Origin of the sequence: Aquabacterium sp. (assembly GCF_041915145.1) — a bacterium.
In the GTDB taxonomy this organism is placed as follows: domain Bacteria; phylum Pseudomonadota; class Gammaproteobacteria; order Burkholderiales; family Burkholderiaceae_C; genus Aquabacterium.
The window spans coordinates 1-16,284 of sequence record NZ_JAYSBZ010000017.1; the positions used below are offsets into that span (position 1 = coordinate 1).

The following is a 16,284-nucleotide window of genomic DNA, read 5'->3' on the forward strand; positions in this document are numbered from 1 at the left end:
TGAACCGCGGCATTCGCCACGCGCTCGAAGGCCGCAACGTCAACGAGATCTGAACCGCTGCACCGCATGACCACCATCAAGATCCTGCCCCACGCCGAGTACTGCCCGCAAGGCGCCACGATCAACGTGACGCCTGGCACCACGATCTGCGAGGCCCTGCTCGAAAACCACATCAACATCGAGCACGCCTGCGACATGAGCTGCGCCTGCACCACCTGCCACGTCATCGTGCGGGAGGGCTTCAAGTCGCTGGGCGAGATGGAAGAAACCGAAGAAGATCTGCTCGACCGCGCCTGGGGCCTGGAGCCCAATTCGCGCCTGAGCTGTCAGGCCATCGTGGCGCAGCAGGATCTGGTCGTTGAAATTCCCAAATACACGATCAACCACGCCAAAGAAAATCACTGAGGCACAGGGGCTGACATGACTCGCCAGATTTTTCTGGATACCGAAACCACCGGCCTGAGCCCGGATTCGGGTGACCGCATCATCGAAGTCGGTTGCGTCGAGATGGTGAACCGCAAGCTCACCGGCAACAACAAGCACTTCTACATCAACCCCGAGCGGGCCAACCACGAAGACGCGGTCAAGATCCACGGCCTGACGGACGAGTTTCTGGCCGACAAGCCGGTGTTCGCGGCCATTGCCGACGAGCTGCTTGAATATCTCGAAGGCGCCGAGATCATCATCCACAACGCGGGCTTCGACGTCGGCTTCCTGAATGCCGAGCTGCGTCGACTGGCGCGCCCGCCGTTCGCCGAGATCGCCGGCGCCATCACCGACAGCCTGTTGATGGCGCGCGAGATGTTCCCGGGCAAGTCGAACTCGCTCGACGCCTTGTGCAAGCGCCTGGAGGTGGACAACTCCAACCGCACGCTGCACGGCGCCTTGCTCGACGCGGGGCTGCTGGCCGAGGTCTACATCAACATGACTCGCGGCCAGGACAGCCTGGTCATCGATGCCGTCGAGTCGAGCGACAACACGGTGGCGGTGGCCGACACCGACCTCAGCCAGTTCAAGTTGATCGTGCTTGAACCCACGGCCGACGAACTGGCCGCGCACGCGGCCATGCTGCAGGACCTCGACAAAGCCAGCGGCGGCAAGACGCTCTGGACGCGCGAGGCGGCGCCCGCTTCGGCGGCTTGAGGCGTGCGATCGACTTGCGCCCAACGGGAGTTGCGAAATCAGAAAGCCGTGTTAGAATAGCTGTCTTGCTGGGCGGTTAGCTCAGTGGTAGAGCACTGCCTTCACACGGCAGGGGTCGCAGGTTCGAACCCTGCACCGCCCACCAGCAATATTTCAAGCAAAGGCGCCCATGAGGCGCCTTTTGTTTTGGGCGTTTCGCGGAGGTGAATGCGGGCGCGCGTTACTCGGCGGCGCGCTCCCAGCGTCCGGCCAGGTTCTTCAGTAGTTGGTTGACGGCGTTGAGTTGTCGCGCCTGCACGTCGAGCAGCGAGCGTTCGCTGGTCAAGGCGGCCGCCTGGGCGGTGACGACGTTCAGGTAGCCGACGGTGCCCACGCGGTATTGGTTCTGCGTGATCTCGAGGTTGCGCTGCGCCGCTTGCAGGGCCTCGCGTTGCAGCGCGGCTTCGCGGCTCAACTGGTCGGCCAGCACGAGGTTGTCTTCGACCTCCTGCAGCGCGGTCAGCACGGTTTGCCGGTAGGTGGCGCTGGCCTGGTCGGCGTTGGCCTGGGCCTGCTCGCAGGCAGCGCGCGTGGCGCCACCATCAAAAATCTTTTGCGCGAGCGCGGGGCCGACGGACCAGAACAGATGCGGCGCCGTGAGCAACTGGCTCAGGCCCGAGCCCCGGTAGCCGCCGGTGGCCGAGAGCGTGAGGTCGGGGAAGTAGCCGGCGCGCGCCACGCCGATCTGCGCGTAGGCCGCCGCCACGCGGCGCTCGGCTGCGGCGATGTCAGGGCGGCGTTCGAGCAGCGTGGCCGGCACGAAGCGCGGCACGGCGGGGGGCGTGGGCAGGGCGGCCGTGCGCTCGAGCGACAAGCCCGAGGGCGGCTGGCCGAGCAGCACGGCGATGGCGTGTTCGAGCTGGGTGCGCTGCGCGGCGGTGTCGAGGCTTTGCACCTGCGCCGTCTTGAGTTGCGTTTGCGCCTGCAGCACATCGGTCTGCGGCGCGACGCCGGCCTGGTAGCGCGCCTGGGTCAATTCGAGCGAGCGTTGGTAGACCGCCACCGTGCGCTCGTACAGCGCCTGCTGCGCCTCGGCCGCGCGTAGCGCAAGATAGGTCTGCGTGAGCGTGGCCTGGGCCGACAAGCGCACGGCGGCGAGGTCATCGGCGCTGGCCTGGTAGCGGGCTTGCGCAGCCTCGGTGGCGTGGACCAGGCGGCCCCACAGGTCGAGTTCCCACGTGGCGGTGCCGCTCAAGGCCACGCTGTTCTTGAGGGTGGACGGCGCGCTGCCCGTCGCCACCGAGCGGGAGCGGTCGCCTTCGAGCGTGGCCGTCACCGAGGGGGCTTGCGCGGCGCGGCTGGTGCCCAGCGCAGCGCGTGCGGCATCGACTTGCGCCAGGGCCGCGCGCAGGTTCTCGTTTCCCACCACCAGCCGCGCTTGCAGCTCGTTCAGCACGGGGTCGTTGAACTGCTGCCACCAGGCATCGGGGGCGGACTCGGCATCGGCGTGTTGCCCGGCCTGCACCCACAAGCCTTGCTCCTTGAACGCGGCGGACGGTGAGGCGGGCGCGGGTGGGTCGACGCGGGTGAGGGTGCAGCCGGACAAGGCCCAGCCGAGCACGATGCAGCTGGCGACAGACGTGAGGCGGCGACGCGGGTGGTTCGGCAAGTCGTTCATGCGGATACAGGCAAGGTGGCGGGCGCGGCGGCAGGCCGCGAGGGCGCCCGGCGGCGGCTCAGGCGGTCCATGCAGACGAAGACCACCGGCGTGGTGTAGAGCGTGAGCAGCTGGCTCAGCGCCAGCCCGCCGACGATGGCCATGCCGAGCGGGCGGCGCAGTTCGGAGCCTTCGCCGAAACCGATGGCCAGCGGGATGGCGCCGAACAGCGCGGCCAGGGTGGTCATCAGGATGGGCCGCAGCCGCCATTGCGCCGCGCGGTGGATGGCCTGCGCCGCGCTGAGCGTGGCGCCGCGCTGGCGGGCGCGCTGCTGCCGGGCGATGGCGAAGTCGATCATCATGATGGCGTTCTTCTTGACGATGCCGATCAGCAGCACCACGCCGATCATCGCGATGATCGAGAACTCGGTCTTGAACAGCATCAGCGCCAGCAAGGCGCCCACGCCCGCCGAGGGCAAGGTGGACAAGATGGTGATCGGGTGGATCAGGCTCTCGTAGAGCATGCCCAGCACCAGGTAGATCGCCACGATGGCGGCCAGGATCAGCAGCGGCTGGCTTTGCAGCGATTTTTGGAACGCGCTGGCCGTGCCCTCGAAGGTGCCGCGGATCGACACGGGCACGCCCAGCTCGGCCACGGCGTTCTGAATCGCCGCGGTGGCGTCTGACAGGGAATGCCCCGCCGTGAGATTGAAGCTGATGGTGCTGGCCGGCGTGCCCTTCTGGTGGCTCACCGACAGCGGAGCGAGCGTGGGCTCGACGCGGGCAAACGCGGCCAGCGGGATCGGCTGCCCCGAGCCTGACGTGAAGTACAGGTGCTGCAAGGTGTCGGGGCTTTGCAGGTGCTCGGGGGCGAACTCCATCACCACGCGATATTGATTGAGCGGGTTGTAGATCACGCCCACCTGGCGTTGGCCGAAGGCGTCGTTGAGCGTGTTGTCGATGTCGCGCATACTCAGCCCGAGTCGGCTGGCCGCGTCGCGGTCGATCAGCAGCGAAGTCTGCGGGGCGCTGTCTTGCTGGTCGCTGTCGACGTCGGCAATCTCGGTCAAGCGACCCAGCGCACGGTTGATTCGGGGCTCCCAGGTGCGCAGGTCGCCGAGCTCGTCGGCCTGCAAGGTGTATTGGTATTCGGAGCTGGAATCCCGCGCGCCGATGCGGATGTCTTGCGCCGCGCGCAGATACAGGCTGGCGCCCGCCACCTTGCTCAGCTTGGGGCGCAGGCGGTCGATCACCTGCTCGGCCGACGCATCGCGCTGGCGCAGCGGCTTGAGCATGATGAACAGGCGGGCGCTGTTGCGCTGCCCACCGCCGGTGAAACCGGTGACGTTCTCCACGGCCGGGTCGGCGCGCACGATGGCCATGAAGGTGTCGAGCTTGGTCTTCATCGACTGGAACGAGCTGCCCTGGTCGGCCGTGACCGAACCGATGACGCGGCCGGTGTCCTGCTGCGGGAAGAAGCCCTTCTCGATGGCCGCGTAGAGATGCACGTTGAGCGCGATCACACCGCCCAGCGCGAGCAGCGCGACCGGCTGGTGCCGCAGCGTCCAGCGCAGCGAGCGGCGGTAGCCGCGCAGCAAGGCTAATTGGACGGCAGCGAGCCAACGACCCACGGCCCCCGGCGTTGCGGTGGTCGCGCGTCGGGGGGCGAGCAGCCGCGCGGCGAGCATCGGCGAGGTGGTCAGCGACACCACCATCGACACCAGGATGGCCACCGACAGCACCACCGCGAACTCGCGAAAGAGCCGGCCCACGATGCCGCCCATGAACAGGATCGGGATGAACGCCGCCAGCAGCGACAGGCTGATCGACACCACCGTGAAGCCGATCTCTCGGGCGCCGTCGAGCGCGGCCTGCAGCGGCGTCTTGCCGCGCTCGATGTGGCGCGAGATGTTTTCGAGCACCACGATGGCGTCGTCCACCACGAAGCCGGTGGCCACCGTCATCGCCATCAGCGAGAGGTTGTCGATGCTGTAGCCCAGCAAATACATCACGCCGCAGGTGCCGGCCAGCGACACGGGCATGGCGATGGCCGGGATCACCGTGGCGCGGGCGCTGCGCAAGAAGGCGTAGACCACCAGCACCACCAGCACCAGCGACAGGGCCAGCGTGATCTCGACGTCGCGCAGCGAGGCGCGGATGGTGCGGGTGCGCTCCATCATCACGTTCAGGTCGATGCCCGCCGGGATCGACGCGCGCAGCAGCGGCAGCATGGCGTTGATGCTGTCCACCGTCTCGATGATGTTGGCGCCCGGCGCTTTCTGGATGACGAGCACGATGGCCGGGCGGCCGTTGGCCAGACCGTAGGCGCGCACGTCTTGCACCGAGTCGCGCACGCTGGCCACGTCTTGCAGGCGCACCGCGGCGCCGTTGCGGTAGCTCAGCACCAGCGGGCCGTATTCGCTGGCGGTGCGGGCCTGGTCGTTGGCGCCGATCTGCCACAGGCGGGTGTCGTCTTCGACCTGGCCCTTGGGGCGGTTGGCGTTGGCGGCCACCAGCGCCAGGCGTACCTGATCGAGCGCGATACCGTTGGACGCCAGGCGGTTCGGGTCGAGCTCGACGCGCACGGCGGGCAGCGAGCCACCGCCCACCGAGATGTCACCCACGCCCTTGACCTGCGCGAGCCGCTGCGCCAGCACGGTGGAAGCGGCGTCGTACATCTGCGCCGGGCGCAAGGTGTCGGACGTGAGCGCGAGCACCATGATCGGCGGCTCGGACGGGTTGACCTTGCGATACGTCGGGTTGCTCGGCAAGCCGCTGGGCAACAGCGACCGCGCCGCGTTGATGGCCGCCTGCACATTGCGCGCGGCGCCGTTGATGTCGCGGTCGAGGTCGAACTGCAGCGTGACTCGCGTACTGCCGAGCGACGAGGACGAGGTGATCTCGTTGACGCCGGCGATGCTGCCCAAGGCACGCTCGAGCGGCGTGGCCACCGTGGCGGCCATGGTCTCGGGGCTGGCGCCGGGCAGCGAGGCCGAGACCGAGATGGTCGGGTAGTCGATCTGCGGCAGAGGGGCGATGGGCAACTGGCCGAACGCGATCAGGCCGACCAGCGCCACGCCGATGGTCAACAAGGTCGTCGCAATCGGTCGGTTGATGAACGGCGCCGAAAAATTCATGCTGCGCCTCGTCTGGCGCTGGGCCCCCGCAACCGCGCAATGAGCGCATCAAAGCCCAGGTAGATCACCGGCGTGCTGAACAGCGTGAGCAGCTGGCTGACGATCAGGCCGCCGACCATGGTCACGCCGAGCGGGTGTCGCAGCTCGCTGCCCACGCCGGAGCCGATCATCATGGGCAACGCGCCCAGCAGCGCGGCGAGCGTGGTCATCAAGATGGGCCGAAAGCGCAGCAGGCAGGCCTGGTGGATGGCGTCGCGCGGCGACAGACCCTGCTCGCGCTGCGCCTCAAGCGCGAAGTCGATCATCATGATCGCGTTCTTCTTGACGATGCCGATCAGCAGCACGATGCCGATGATGGCGATCACGCCCAGGTCGAGCCTGAAGGCCAGCAGCGCCAGCAGCGCGCCGAGCGCGGCCGAGGGCAGGGTGGACAAGATGGTGAGCGGGTGGATGGTGCTCTCGTACAGCACGCCCAGCACGATGTACATCGTCACCACGGCCGCCAGGATCAACCACAGCGTGTTGCTCAGCGAAGCCTCGAAGGCGCGCGCCGCGCCCTGGAAGTGCGTCTCCACGCTCAGCGGCATGCCCAGCTCGGCCTGTGCGGTCTTGATGGCCTCGACCGCTTCGCCCAGCGAGACGCCGGCCGGCAGGTTGAACGAGATCGTCGCCGACGGAAACTGCGCCATGTGGTTGAGCACCAGCGACGCCGTGCGCTCGCTCACACGCGCCACGCTGGACAGCGGGATCTGCTGGCCGCTGGTGCTGGGCACATACAAGCCTTCGAGCGCTTGCGGCCCGGTTTGAAACGAGGGCGCCACTTCGAGCACCACGCGGTATTGCATCGACTGCGTGAAGATCGTCGAGATCAGCCGCTGGCCGAAGGCGTTGTAGAGCGCGGCGTCCACGGCGGCCACGCTCACGCCGAGTCGCCCGCAGGCGTCGCGGTCGATGTCCACAAAGGCTTGCAGGCCACGGTCTTGCAGGTCGGTGGCCACGTCGGCCAATTGCGGCAGCGTGCGCAGCTTGTCGAGCAGGCGTGCCGTGGTGGTGGTGAGCTCGGCCTGATCGTGCGAGCTCAGGGTGACCTGGTATTGCGTCTTCGAGATGCGGTCTTCGATGGTGAGGTCTTGCACCGGTTGCAAGTAGAGGGCGATGCCGGGCTGGTCTTGCGCGGCCTGCGTCAGGCGCCGGATCACCTCGCTGGCCGCCACGCGGCGTTGCTCGTGCGGCTTGAGGGTGATGAGCATGCGGCCGCTGTTGAGCGTGGCGTTGGCGCCGTCGACCCCGATGAAGGACGACAGGCTCTCGACGGCAGGGTCTTGCAGCACCAGCTCGGCCAGGCGCTGTTGCCGCTCGGCCATCGCGGCGTACGAGATCGACTGGTCGGCCTCGGTGATGGCCTGGATCACGCCGGTGTCCTGCTCGGGGAAGAAGCCTTTGGGCACCACCAGGTACAGCACCGCCGTGAGCGCCAGCGTGAGCCCGAAGCCCAGCAGCGTGAGCCGTTGGTGGTTGAGCACCCAGGTGAGGGCGCGGTCGTAGACGGCGATGAGCCGGTCGAGCGTGCGGCCCACGGCCTGGTAGAGCCGGCCGTGGCTGCTCTCGGGCGTGTGCTTGAGCAGCCGCGCGCTCATCATCGGCGTGAGCGTGAGCGAGACGAAGGCCGAGATCAGGATGGACACGGCCAGCGTGACGGCGAACTCGTGGAACAGGCGGCCGACCACGTCACCCATGAACAGCAACGGGATCAGCACCGCGATCAGCGAGATCGTGAGCGAGATGATGGTGAAGGCGATCTGCTGCGAGCCCTTGAGCGCGGCGGCAAAGGGGTGCTCGCCTTCTTCGACGTAGCGGGCGATGTTCTCAATCATGACAATCGCGTCGTCCACCACGAAGCCGGTCGAGATGGTCAAGGCCATCAAGGTGAGGTTGTTGATCGAGAAGCCCGCGAGGTACATCACGCCGAAGGTGCCGACGAGCGACAGCGGCACCGCTACCGCCGGGATCACCGTGGCCGAGGCGCTGCGCAGGAACACGAAGATCACCATCACCACCAGCGCGATGGCCAGCATCAGCTCGAATTCGACGTCGTGCACCGAGGCGCGGATGGTGACGGTGCGGTCGGTGAGCACGCGCAGGTCGATCGACGCCGGCAGCGTGGCCTGCAGTTGCGGCAACAGCGCCTTCACGCGGTCTACCGTCTCGATCACGTTGGCGCCGGGCTGGCGCTGCACGTTGAGGATGACGCCGGCGCGCGTGTTGGCCCAGGCCCCGAGCTTGGTGTTCTCGGCGTCGTCTACCAGCGTGGCCACGTCTTTCAGGCGGATCGGCGCGCCCGACTTGTAGGCGATGACGAGGTTGGCGTACTCGGCAGCGGTCTTGAGCTGGTCGTTGGCGTCGAGCGTCGAGGCGCGCGCCACGCCATCGAAGCTGCCCTTGGCCTGGTTGACGTTGGCGTTGCCGATGGCGGTGCGCAGGTCTTCGGTGGACAAGCCCAGCGAGGCCAGCGCGCTCGGGTTGACCTGGATGCGAACGGCCGGGCGCCGTCCGCCCGCGATGCTCACCAGCCCCACGCCGGGCGTCTGCGAGATCTTCTGCGCCAGCCGGCTTTCAACCAGATCGTACACCTTGATGACGGGCAGTGACGGCGACGTTACCGCGATGGTCAGGATGGGGGCGTCCGCCGGGTTGACCTTGCTGTAGGTGGGCGGCATGGGCAGGTCGCCGGGCAGCAGGTTGGCGCCGGCGTTGATGGCGGCCTGCACTTGCTGCTCGGCCACGTCGAGCGAGATGTCGAGCGAAAAGCGCAGCGTGATCACCGAGGCGCCGCCCGAGCTGCTCGACGACATCTGCGTGAGCCCTGGCATCTGGCCGAACTGGCGCTCCAGCGGCGCGGTGACGCTGGTGGCGATCACATCGGGGCTGGCGCCGGGGTAGAGCGTGCTGACCTGGATGGTGGGGTAGTCCACCTCGGGCAGGGCCGACAGCGGCAGCAGCCGAAAGGCGAGCAGCCCGGCGAGCAGCACCGCCACCATCAGCAGCGAGGTGGCGACCGGGCGCTCGATGAAGAGGCGAGACGGGTTCATGCCGACGCCCGCGTCACGGTGCCGAATGCTTGCCGTGGCGGCCCGATTGGGCGCCGCTGGCGGCCCGGTTGGCTGCGTCGGCCGCGCCGGGCACGATCACCTCGACCTTGGCGCCGTCGCGTAGGCGGTCCACGCCATCGGTGACCACGGTGTCGCCTGGCTGCAGGGCGTCGGGCGCACCGCCCTGCACGCTGACCCGCTCGCCATCGCCCGGGCCCGCGACCACGCGGCGCACGCTGACGGTCTTGTCGCGGTTGACCACGTAGACAAACGTGCCTTGCGCGCCGCGCAGCAGGGCGGCGGCCGGCACGGTCAAGGCGTCGGGCAGGGTGTCGAGCTGCAGGCGCACGTTGACGAACTGGTTGGGGTAGAGGCCGCCGTCGGCGTTGGCGAACTGGGCCTTGAGCTTGATCGTGCCGGTGGCGGTGTCGATCGCGTTGTCGAGGCTGCTGACCTGGCCTTCGGCCAGCCGGTGCTGCTGTTCGCGGTCCCAGGCCTGCACCGGCAAGAGGGTGCCCGCCTTGAGCTGCGCGTTGATGCGCGGCAGGTGCGTGTCGGGCACGGCGAACACCACGAAGGCGGGCTGCACCTGGGTGATGGTCAGCAGGCCGTTGGCGTCGCTGGCGTGCACGATGTTGCCGAGGTCCACCTGCTTGAGGCCGACCCGGCCCGAGATGGGCGCCACCACGCGGGTGTACGAGAGCTGCAGTTTGGCGTTGTCCACCTGGGCCTGGTCGGACTGCACCGTGCCTTGCAGCTGCTGCACCAGTGCGGCCTGGGTATCGACCTGCTGCTTGGCGATGCCGTCTTTCGACAGCAGATCGCGAAAGCGCTCGAGATCGATCTGCGCGTTCTTCAACTGGGCCTGGTCGCGCGCCAGTTGCCCCTGGGCTTGCGCCAGCGCGATCTGGAACGGCCGGGGGTCGATCTCGGCCAGCACGGCGCCGGCTTTCACGAGCTGGCCTTCCTTGAAGCGCAGGGCTTGCAGCTCGCCGTCCACTTTGGCTTTGACCACGGCGGTGTTGGCCGCCACGATGGTGCCGATGGCCTGCACGCTGACGCGCACGTCCTGCCGCCGCACCGTGCCGACCGAGATGGGCTGCGGCCGGTCGCTGCCGCCGAAGCGTCGTCCGCCCGAGCCACCCGGCCCGCCGGGCTGGGCGCCGCTGGTTGCGGCGGCGGGGGCGGCGGGGGCATCGGCCCCGGTGCGGTGCTGGGCCCACCACCAACTGCCCGCCGCGCCGGCTGCCACGACCAGCCCCAGCAACCAGGGAGACACCTTGCCTTGCCAGGCCTGAGGGTGAACGCTGCGAGAGCCGGCGACGAGGTGGGAGAGGCGATCTGTGCGAGTCATGAGACAGCGGAGGGTGAAGTCGACAGGATGCCCGGCCCATCACGGCGTGCCGCTCGAAGCGGCCGGGGTGTGCTGATTGTCTGGCTGGCACGTAAACGCTCTGTTGCTCGAGCGGGGTGCCAGGCCGAAGTCAGCCATTGTGGCCCCGCGTCTGGGGCGATGGCGCCGTGCCCGCCACGGGTCAGCGGGCGGCCACGCGCAATCGGTTTTGCAGCCAGCGCATCAGCGCCCCGAGCAGGGGCAGCTTGGCGTAGAGCTCTTCGGCCGCGTCCCAGTAATCGCGGTGCAGGGCCACCCGGCCATCGGGTGCGAAGTGCAGGTGCGTGCTGCCGTGGATGCGCCAGGGCTGACTGCTGCCGCGGCGCTGGAAGGTGAAATCCCAAGTCAGGAAGGCATCGTCGCCTTCGGTCACGGCGAGCCGCACCGTGAAGCGCGGTGCGTCGAGCGTGTCGAACATGTGCTGAAAGATCGCCTCGATCGCGGGCAGACCTTGCACGTCGTTGAACGGATCCTTGAAGCGCGCCTCGGGGGCATACAGCGCCAGCAGCGCGGGCAGCGTGTGCGGGGTCAGCGCCTCGAAATGCTGCACGACGCGGGCGGTGCGCGGGTCGGCCATCGTCAGGCTCCGGTGGTGCGCTGCACGGCGCGAAAGTAGAGCGGCGCGGGCAGGTGGCGCAGCAACTGCATCCAGGCCGTGAAGCGCCGCGGGAAGTGCATTTCAAAGCGCCCCCGGGCCCAGCCGCGCACGATGTGCTGGGCCGCCTGCTCGGGCGTGATCAGCGCCGGCATCGTGAAGTCGTTCTGCTGCGTCAGCGGGGTTTGCACGAAGCCGGGGTTGATGATGGACACGCCGATGCCGAGCGGATGCAGGTCGAGATACAGCGATTCGGCGAGGTTGTTCAGCGCCGCCTTGGTGGGCCCGTAGGCCAGCGAGCGCGGCAGCCCGCGGTAGCCCGCCACGCTCCCGACCAGGCTGATGTGGCCCGAGCGCGCCGCGATCATGCCGGGCAGCACGGCCTGCAGCAGGTGCAGCGCGCCCACGTAGTTGATGTGCTGGTGGCGCAGCATCTCGGCCAAATTGAAGGCCGTGGCCCGCTGCGCCAGGTAGTGGCCGGCGCAGTAGAGCGCGAGGTCGATGGCACCGTGCCGGCGCAGGATCTGCTGCGCGCCGGCTTGCAAGGCGGGGGCGTCGCCCACATCGAGCGGCAGGGCGATGCTGCCGGGGTGTTGCGCCACGAAGGCGTCCAGCGCGGCCGCGTTGCGGGCGGACACGATGACCGTGGCGCCCCGCGCATGCAGCTCGTGCGCCGTCGCCCGGCCGATGCCCGACGACGCGCCGACGACCCACGCGACGCGGCCGTCCCAACTGGTGATCTTGGTGTTGAGTGGCATGGTGGTCAGCCCTTGATGTCAGCCCTTGGTGAACGACAAGGTGACCTCGCCCAGGCGCACGCCGAACTTGCTCATCTCGGCCTTGTTGAGCAGCGTGCGCTCGTCGATCAGCACCATCCAGTCGTCGAACTGCACGTCCCAGGTCCGCCCATCGACGGGCAGCGCCAGCGTGTAGCGCCAGTTGAAGGTGTTGCCGCCGGCTTCGCCATGCGCCGCGCCGACCACGTCGTCCGCGCGGCCTTCATAGCGGCCGTCGGCCAGGCGCTTGAGATGCCACACGCGCCGCTGCGTGCTGCCGTCGCTGTAGGTGAAGGCTTCGTCGAGCGTGCCGTCGTCGCCCTGCCAGGAGCAGGCCATCTTGACGATGAAGCGTTTGACGATGCGCCCGTTGCGGTCGGTGTACATGCCGTGCGCGGTGACCGGGCCGTTGAAGTAGTCGCGCAGGTCGAGCTGGGGCCGTTCGAGCGCGTAGTCGCTGACCAGCGGGCTGCCGCAGCCGGCCAGGCTGAGGGCGCAGGCGAGCGCGGCCAGTTTGACGAGCGTGGTGATCGACGCCACGGCGTGGCGCCCGAGTCGGGTGAGTGTGTTCATGCGTGAACTCCCAGAGCAGGGTGGCGGTGCATGGCACGCCAGAGCGCGCCGGCGGCCAGGATCTTGAAGACGCAGGGCAAGGCTGCGTAAGTGAGGCTCAGGGCCTGCAAGGCGCCCGGCTGCTGCGAGCCGCTGCGGTAGCCGACCCATTCGAGCAGGGGCAGCACGACGCCGGCTGCCGCCGCCAGATTGAGCTTGGTCGCGCAGGCCCACCAGCCGAAGTACTGACCCTCGTGGGCGCCGCGGGCGCCGTGGCTGTGCGCCACGCCGGTGAGCAGCGCGCCGGGAACGGCCAGGTCGGCCCCCAGGGCCAGGCCGCTGGCGGCACACACCGCCAGGAAGGGCGCGACATCGCCGGTGCGCAGCAGCAGGGCACCGCCAAAGGCGAGCACGCTCAGGGCCATGCCGGTCAGCCAGGTGCGCGCCAGGCCGATGCGGGGCACCAGCCGGACCCACGCGGGCAGCCCCACCGCCGCGCACACGAAGTACACGAGCAGGCAGGCAGGCTCGGCCGCGGGCGCGCCCAGCCGGTCGGCGACGAAGAAGGGCAGCAGCGTGGCCGGGATGGCACTGGCCACGCCGTTGACCATGAACACCGCCAGCAAGGCCCGGAACGCTGGCGACGACCAGGGCGACGCGGTCGGTGCGGCGGGCTCGTCAGGCGCCGTGGCGGCAAGGGGATGGGGCGTGCGGCCCAGCCACCACCAGCCGGCGGCCAGGGCGGCGGCGAGGACGACGCTGGTGGCATCGAAGCCGATGGCGCGCGGCAGCACGCTGGCCAGCACCACGCCCACCAGGGCGGCGCCTTCGCGCCAAGCGACGATGCGGGCCCGTTGGCCGGCCGCGCCACCCCAGCGCGCGCCCCAAGCCTGGTGCACCACCGAGAGCACGCTGAAGGCGGCGTAGGTGAGCAGCAGGGCTGCGCCGAGCCACGCGAGCGTGGTGCCGGGCTCACCGAGCGGCGGGTGCCACAAGGCTGCGAAGCCGAGGGCCATGCAGACGGCGGCACCCGCAGCCACGAGCAAGACGTGCGCGGGACTGGCGGCGAAGTGCTGGTCTACCCAGCGGCCGATCCAGGGGTCGAACAGGGCGTCGAGCGCCCGGGTGGTCAGCAGCACGCCGCCGAGCGCGGCCATCGGCACACCGAACTGCTGGGCGTAGTGATGCGGCAGCGTCACATACAGCGGCAGCGACACGAACGCCAGCGGCAGCGCCAGCGCGCCGTAACGCCAGCCATCAGCAACGTGCAGCGGGGGGCTCATGGCGTGGGGCGGCGTTCAGCGCTCGGCGCCGATCAGGGCGCGGCGCAGGGCGGGCGCCGAGGTTTGCGGGTGCAGCCAGATGCCGAAGAACAACCGCGCGTAGTCGGCGTCGGTGGTCTGGGCCGTGGGGCGGCCGTTGTGCATGAAGCGCACGCCGCCTTGTCCGTCGTTCAGGCCCACCAGCCGGTCTTGCGCCACCACGTTCGGGAAGGCCTGCAGCATCAAGCCGAGCCAGGAGCGGGCCTGCGTGTCCGATAACGGACCCACGCGGCGCATCTCGGCCACCGAGCGCTCGGCGATGGCCGGGCCGTCGAGCTTGCGGGCGTATTCGAGTTCGAGCGCGAAGGGCTGGCGCTCGTAGGCATCGGGCTGAAAGCCCGGCGCGGCCCACAGTCGCGCTTCATAGACCAGCAGGCCGAAGAAGCGCAGCGTGCCCGATCCGACCAGGCGCGCTTGCGGCAAGGCGGCGCGCACTTCGGGCGGAGCGACGGGCGTTGGCGCGGCCACGGAGGTGAGGGACGAGGTGGTCATGACAAGGAGGGGTGAAGAGTGGGAAGGCGACGCACACATCAGGCCCATCGCCAGGGTCAAAGTGCACACGCCGCGGTTCATGCTGCGCGCCTCAAGGTGAACTGCATGACATCGGTGTTGCCCGTGTCGAAGGCGGCTTCGCAGTAGGCGAGGTAGAACTCCCAGATGCGCTGGAAGCGCGTGTCGAAGCCCAGCTGCCGCGTGGCGGCCTCGTGCTGCAAGAAGGCCTGGCGCCAGCGCCGCAGGGTCTCGGCGTAGTCGGGGCCGAAGCGCAGGCGGTTTTCGACGACGAAGCCGGCTTGTCGGGCCTGCTCCTCAAACGCGCCGGGGCTGGGCAGCAAACCGCCCGGGAAGATGTACTGCTGGATGAAGTCCGTCGAGCGCACGTAGCGGGCGAACAGGTCGTCGCGGATCGTGATGGTCTGGATGCAGGCGCGGCCGCCCGGCTTGAGGCAGCGGCGCAGCGTGTCGAAATAGTCGTTCCAGTATTCGCGGCCCACGGCCTCGAACATCTCGATGGACACGATCGCATCGAAGGGCTCGGCCGCGTGTTCGGCGGGCAGGTCGCGGTAGTCCTGGTAACGCAGATCCACCTGGTGGTCGAGGCCGGCGTTCTGCATGCGGCTCTGGGCCCAGGCCAGTTGCTCCGACGACAGCGTCACGCCGGTCACCTGCGCGCCGAATTCTTTGGCGGCGATCTCGGCCAGGCCGCCCCAGCCGCAGCCGATCTCCAGCACGCGGCTGCCGGGCCGCACGCCGGCTTCGAGCAGGGCACGGCGCACCTTGGCGTGCTGGGCGCTCGGCAGGTCGATGCCGCGCGGGTCGCGTCCTTCGAACCAGGCGGCGCTGTAGCTCATCGTCGGGTCGAGCCAGAGGCGGTAGAACTCGTTGCCCAGGTCGTAGTGGGCGTGGATGTTCTTGGCGCTGCCGCGTCGCGAGTTGCGGTTGAGCAGATGCTTGAGCCGGTGCAGCAGCGAGCCCCACCACGAGCCGTAGACCACGGCCTCGATGTGCGTGCGGTTGCCAATGAACAGCCGCAGCAGCGCGGCGAGGTCGGGGGTGGACCAATCGCCGTCCACATAGCTTTCGGCAAAGCCGATGTCGCCCGAGCGCAAGGCCCGCTCGAAGACGCGCCAGTTGTGCAGACGCAGCGCGGCGCGGGGTTCGGTGGCGAGCGCGCTGTTGGGTGCTGCGCCAGGCCCGGCCGGGAAGTGCGCGGTCGAGCCATCGGGCAGTTGCAGATCCAGCGAGCCGTGCGGGATCTTGGCCAGCAGGCGCAGCACGCGGCGGGCTGCAGCGGGGGCCGTGGCGGGCAGGGCGAGAGAGGGGGCGAAGGTGGTGGTGTTCATCGGGTGACGGAGCGCTCGGGGGCGCCCGGTTTGCTGAAGAACGGAACACGCTTGAGCAGCAAGCGCAGGGCGTGCCAGTGGATGCGGGCGACCACGCCGAAGGTCATCAGCGGGACGCTCCAGAAAGCCCGCAGCGCGGTGGCGCTGTCGAGCGGATACAGCGTGCCGCTCACGCTGGTTTGCAAGAGCGGCCCGGCGTCGTCGTGCAGGTCCACGCGTGCGATCGTGTGCTCGCAGCCCGCCTGCCGGGGCGAGAGGCTGCGGTCGAAGCGGAACGTGTAATGGCCGCTGACCTGGCAGAACGGCGAGACGTGGAAGACCTTGTTCGCCTGCAGCTCCACACCCCAGCGCAGGGTGGGGCCGCTCAGCAAGTAGCAATGCCGTTCGCCGAAGGTGTTGTTGACTTCGGCCAGCACCGCCGCCAGCGAGCCGTCGGCGCGGTGGGCATACCAGAAGCTCACCGGCTTGAAGGCGTAGCCCAGCACGCGCGGCAGGGTGTGCAACCACACTTCGCCGTCTGCATCGTGGATGCCCTCGGCGTGCAGCAGTTCTTCAAACCAGGCCAGCGCGTCGGGGCCGCCGACGCCGTGGTCGCGGTCGTGGAAGCTCAGCAGGCCGAAGCGGTTGCGTCGCCAGGCAAAACTTTCGGCCGCTGGCTGCTCGCGCAGGCTGCGCAGCGGCAGCATCAGAAAGTAGCTGCGGTAGCGCAGGGCATGCGTTACCGGGCGCAGGCGGCGGTGCCAGACGTGGCCGATTCCGATCAGCGGGGTGGAGGGGGAGCGTGCCATGGCTGTGTCTGC

General features: G+C 69.0%; 13 protein-coding genes and 1 tRNA gene. 3 read left to right on the plus strand and 11 right to left on the minus strand.

The window, feature by feature from the left end:
- Positions 1 to 66: 66 nt before the first annotated feature.
- The 3 genes from fdx (at position 67) to ACE3SS_RS04925 (ending at position 1,288) form a co-directional block, all read left to right on the plus strand.
- Complete coding sequence (gene fdx, locus ACE3SS_RS04915; RefSeq protein WP_374591945.1) at positions 67 to 405, plus strand: ISC system 2Fe-2S type ferredoxin; 339 nt, start codon at positions 67 to 69, stop codon at positions 403 to 405.
- A 15-nt stretch (positions 406 to 420) separates the two neighbouring features.
- Positions 421 to 1,143: a DNA polymerase III subunit epsilon gene (gene dnaQ, locus ACE3SS_RS04920; RefSeq protein WP_374591947.1), complete on the plus strand. Its 723-nt coding sequence runs from the start codon at positions 421 to 423 to the stop codon at positions 1,141 to 1,143.
- A 70-nt stretch (positions 1,144 to 1,213) separates the two neighbouring features.
- Positions 1,214 to 1,288, plus strand: a tRNA-Val gene (locus ACE3SS_RS04925).
- Between the two features lie 75 nt (positions 1,289 to 1,363).
- Here the strand turns inward: ACE3SS_RS04925 and ACE3SS_RS04930 are convergent.
- From ACE3SS_RS04930 to ACE3SS_RS04980, 11 genes are all read right to left on the minus strand, one after another.
- The gene (locus ACE3SS_RS04930; protein ID WP_374591949.1) at positions 1,364 to 2,800 is read right to left on the minus strand and encodes an efflux transporter outer membrane subunit; all 1,437 of its coding nucleotides are present in this window, start codon (positions 2,798 to 2,800) and stop codon (positions 1,364 to 1,366) included.
- Complete coding sequence (locus ACE3SS_RS04935) at positions 2,797 to 5,916, minus strand: multidrug efflux RND transporter permease subunit (protein WP_374591951.1); 3,120 nt, start codon at positions 5,914 to 5,916, stop codon at positions 2,797 to 2,799. The genes ACE3SS_RS04930 and ACE3SS_RS04935 overlap by 4 nt, the downstream gene beginning before the upstream one ends.
- Complete coding sequence (locus ACE3SS_RS04940; protein ID WP_374591953.1) at positions 5,913 to 9,005, minus strand: MdtB/MuxB family multidrug efflux RND transporter permease subunit; 3,093 nt, start codon at positions 9,003 to 9,005, stop codon at positions 5,913 to 5,915. Before ACE3SS_RS04940 ends, ACE3SS_RS04935 begins: the two co-directional genes overlap by 4 nt.
- Before the next feature lie 13 nt (positions 9,006 to 9,018).
- Positions 9,019 to 10,359 (minus strand): MdtA/MuxA family multidrug efflux RND transporter periplasmic adaptor subunit, encoded by a 1,341-nt coding sequence (locus ACE3SS_RS04945; protein WP_374591955.1) that lies wholly within the window; start codon positions 10,357 to 10,359, stop codon positions 9,019 to 9,021.
- 181 nt (positions 10,360 to 10,540) lie between these two features.
- Positions 10,541 to 10,975, minus strand: a complete 435-nt coding sequence (locus ACE3SS_RS04950) for a nuclear transport factor 2 family protein (protein WP_374591957.1) — start codon at positions 10,973 to 10,975, stop codon at positions 10,541 to 10,543.
- Positions 10,976 to 10,977: 2 nt separating this feature from the next.
- Positions 10,978 to 11,751, minus strand: coding sequence for an SDR family NAD(P)-dependent oxidoreductase (locus tag ACE3SS_RS04955; protein ID WP_374591959.1), 774 nt, complete (start codon positions 11,749 to 11,751; stop codon positions 10,978 to 10,980).
- A gap of 18 nt (positions 11,752 to 11,769) precedes the next feature.
- The gene (locus ACE3SS_RS04960; RefSeq protein ID WP_374591961.1) at positions 11,770 to 12,342 is read right to left on the minus strand and encodes a DUF3833 domain-containing protein; all 573 of its coding nucleotides are present in this window, start codon (positions 12,340 to 12,342) and stop codon (positions 11,770 to 11,772) included.
- Positions 12,339 to 13,604, minus strand: coding sequence for an MFS transporter (locus ACE3SS_RS04965; RefSeq protein ID WP_374591963.1), 1,266 nt, complete (start codon positions 13,602 to 13,604; stop codon positions 12,339 to 12,341). The genes ACE3SS_RS04960 and ACE3SS_RS04965 overlap by 4 nt, the downstream gene beginning before the upstream one ends.
- Before the next feature lie 15 nt (positions 13,605 to 13,619).
- Positions 13,620 to 14,135, minus strand: a complete 516-nt coding sequence (locus tag ACE3SS_RS04970; RefSeq protein ID WP_374591965.1) for a hypothetical protein — start codon at positions 14,133 to 14,135, stop codon at positions 13,620 to 13,622.
- 77 nt (positions 14,136 to 14,212) lie between these two features.
- A complete protein-coding gene (locus ACE3SS_RS04975; RefSeq protein WP_374591967.1) occupies positions 14,213 to 15,484 on the minus strand; it encodes a class I SAM-dependent methyltransferase in 1,272 nt (423 codons plus the stop codon).
- A complete protein-coding gene (locus ACE3SS_RS04980) occupies positions 15,481 to 16,272 on the minus strand; it encodes a DUF1365 domain-containing protein (protein WP_374591969.1) in 792 nt (263 codons plus the stop codon). The genes ACE3SS_RS04975 and ACE3SS_RS04980 overlap by 4 nt, the downstream gene beginning before the upstream one ends.
- Positions 16,273 to 16,284 lie beyond the last annotated feature (12 nt).

Coding starts and splice junctions, on each gene's coding strand:
- fdx (WP_374591945.1), top strand. CDS start 67: ATGACCACCATCAAGATCCTGCCCCACGCCGAGTACTGCCCGCAAGGC.
- dnaQ (WP_374591947.1), top strand. CDS start 421: ATGACTCGCCAGATTTTTCTGGATACCGAAACCACCGGCCTGAGCCCG.
- ACE3SS_RS04930 (WP_374591949.1), bottom strand. CDS start 2,800: ATGAACGACTTGCCGAACCACCCGCGTCGCCGCCTCACGTCTGTCGCC.
- ACE3SS_RS04935 (WP_374591951.1), bottom strand. CDS start 5,916: ATGAATTTTTCGGCGCCGTTCATCAACCGACCGATTGCGACGACCTTG.
- ACE3SS_RS04940 (WP_374591953.1), bottom strand. CDS start 9,005: ATGAACCCGTCTCGCCTCTTCATCGAGCGCCCGGTCGCCACCTCGCTG.
- ACE3SS_RS04945 (WP_374591955.1), bottom strand. CDS start 10,359: ATGACTCGCACAGATCGCCTCTCCCACCTCGTCGCCGGCTCTCGCAGC.
- ACE3SS_RS04950 (WP_374591957.1), bottom strand. CDS start 10,975: ATGGCCGACCCGCGCACCGCCCGCGTCGTGCAGCATTTCGAGGCGCTG.
- ACE3SS_RS04955 (WP_374591959.1), bottom strand. CDS start 11,751: ATGCCACTCAACACCAAGATCACCAGTTGGGACGGCCGCGTCGCGTGG.
- ACE3SS_RS04960 (WP_374591961.1), bottom strand. CDS start 12,342: ATGAACACACTCACCCGACTCGGGCGCCACGCCGTGGCGTCGATCACC.
- ACE3SS_RS04965 (WP_374591963.1), bottom strand. CDS start 13,604: ATGAGCCCCCCGCTGCACGTTGCTGATGGCTGGCGTTACGGCGCGCTG.
- ACE3SS_RS04970 (WP_374591965.1), bottom strand. CDS start 14,135: ATGACCACCTCGTCCCTCACCTCCGTGGCCGCGCCAACGCCCGTCGCT.
- ACE3SS_RS04975 (WP_374591967.1), bottom strand. CDS start 15,484: ATGAACACCACCACCTTCGCCCCCTCTCTCGCCCTGCCCGCCACGGCC.
- ACE3SS_RS04980 (WP_374591969.1), bottom strand. CDS start 16,272: ATGGCACGCTCCCCCTCCACCCCGCTGATCGGAATCGGCCACGTCTGG.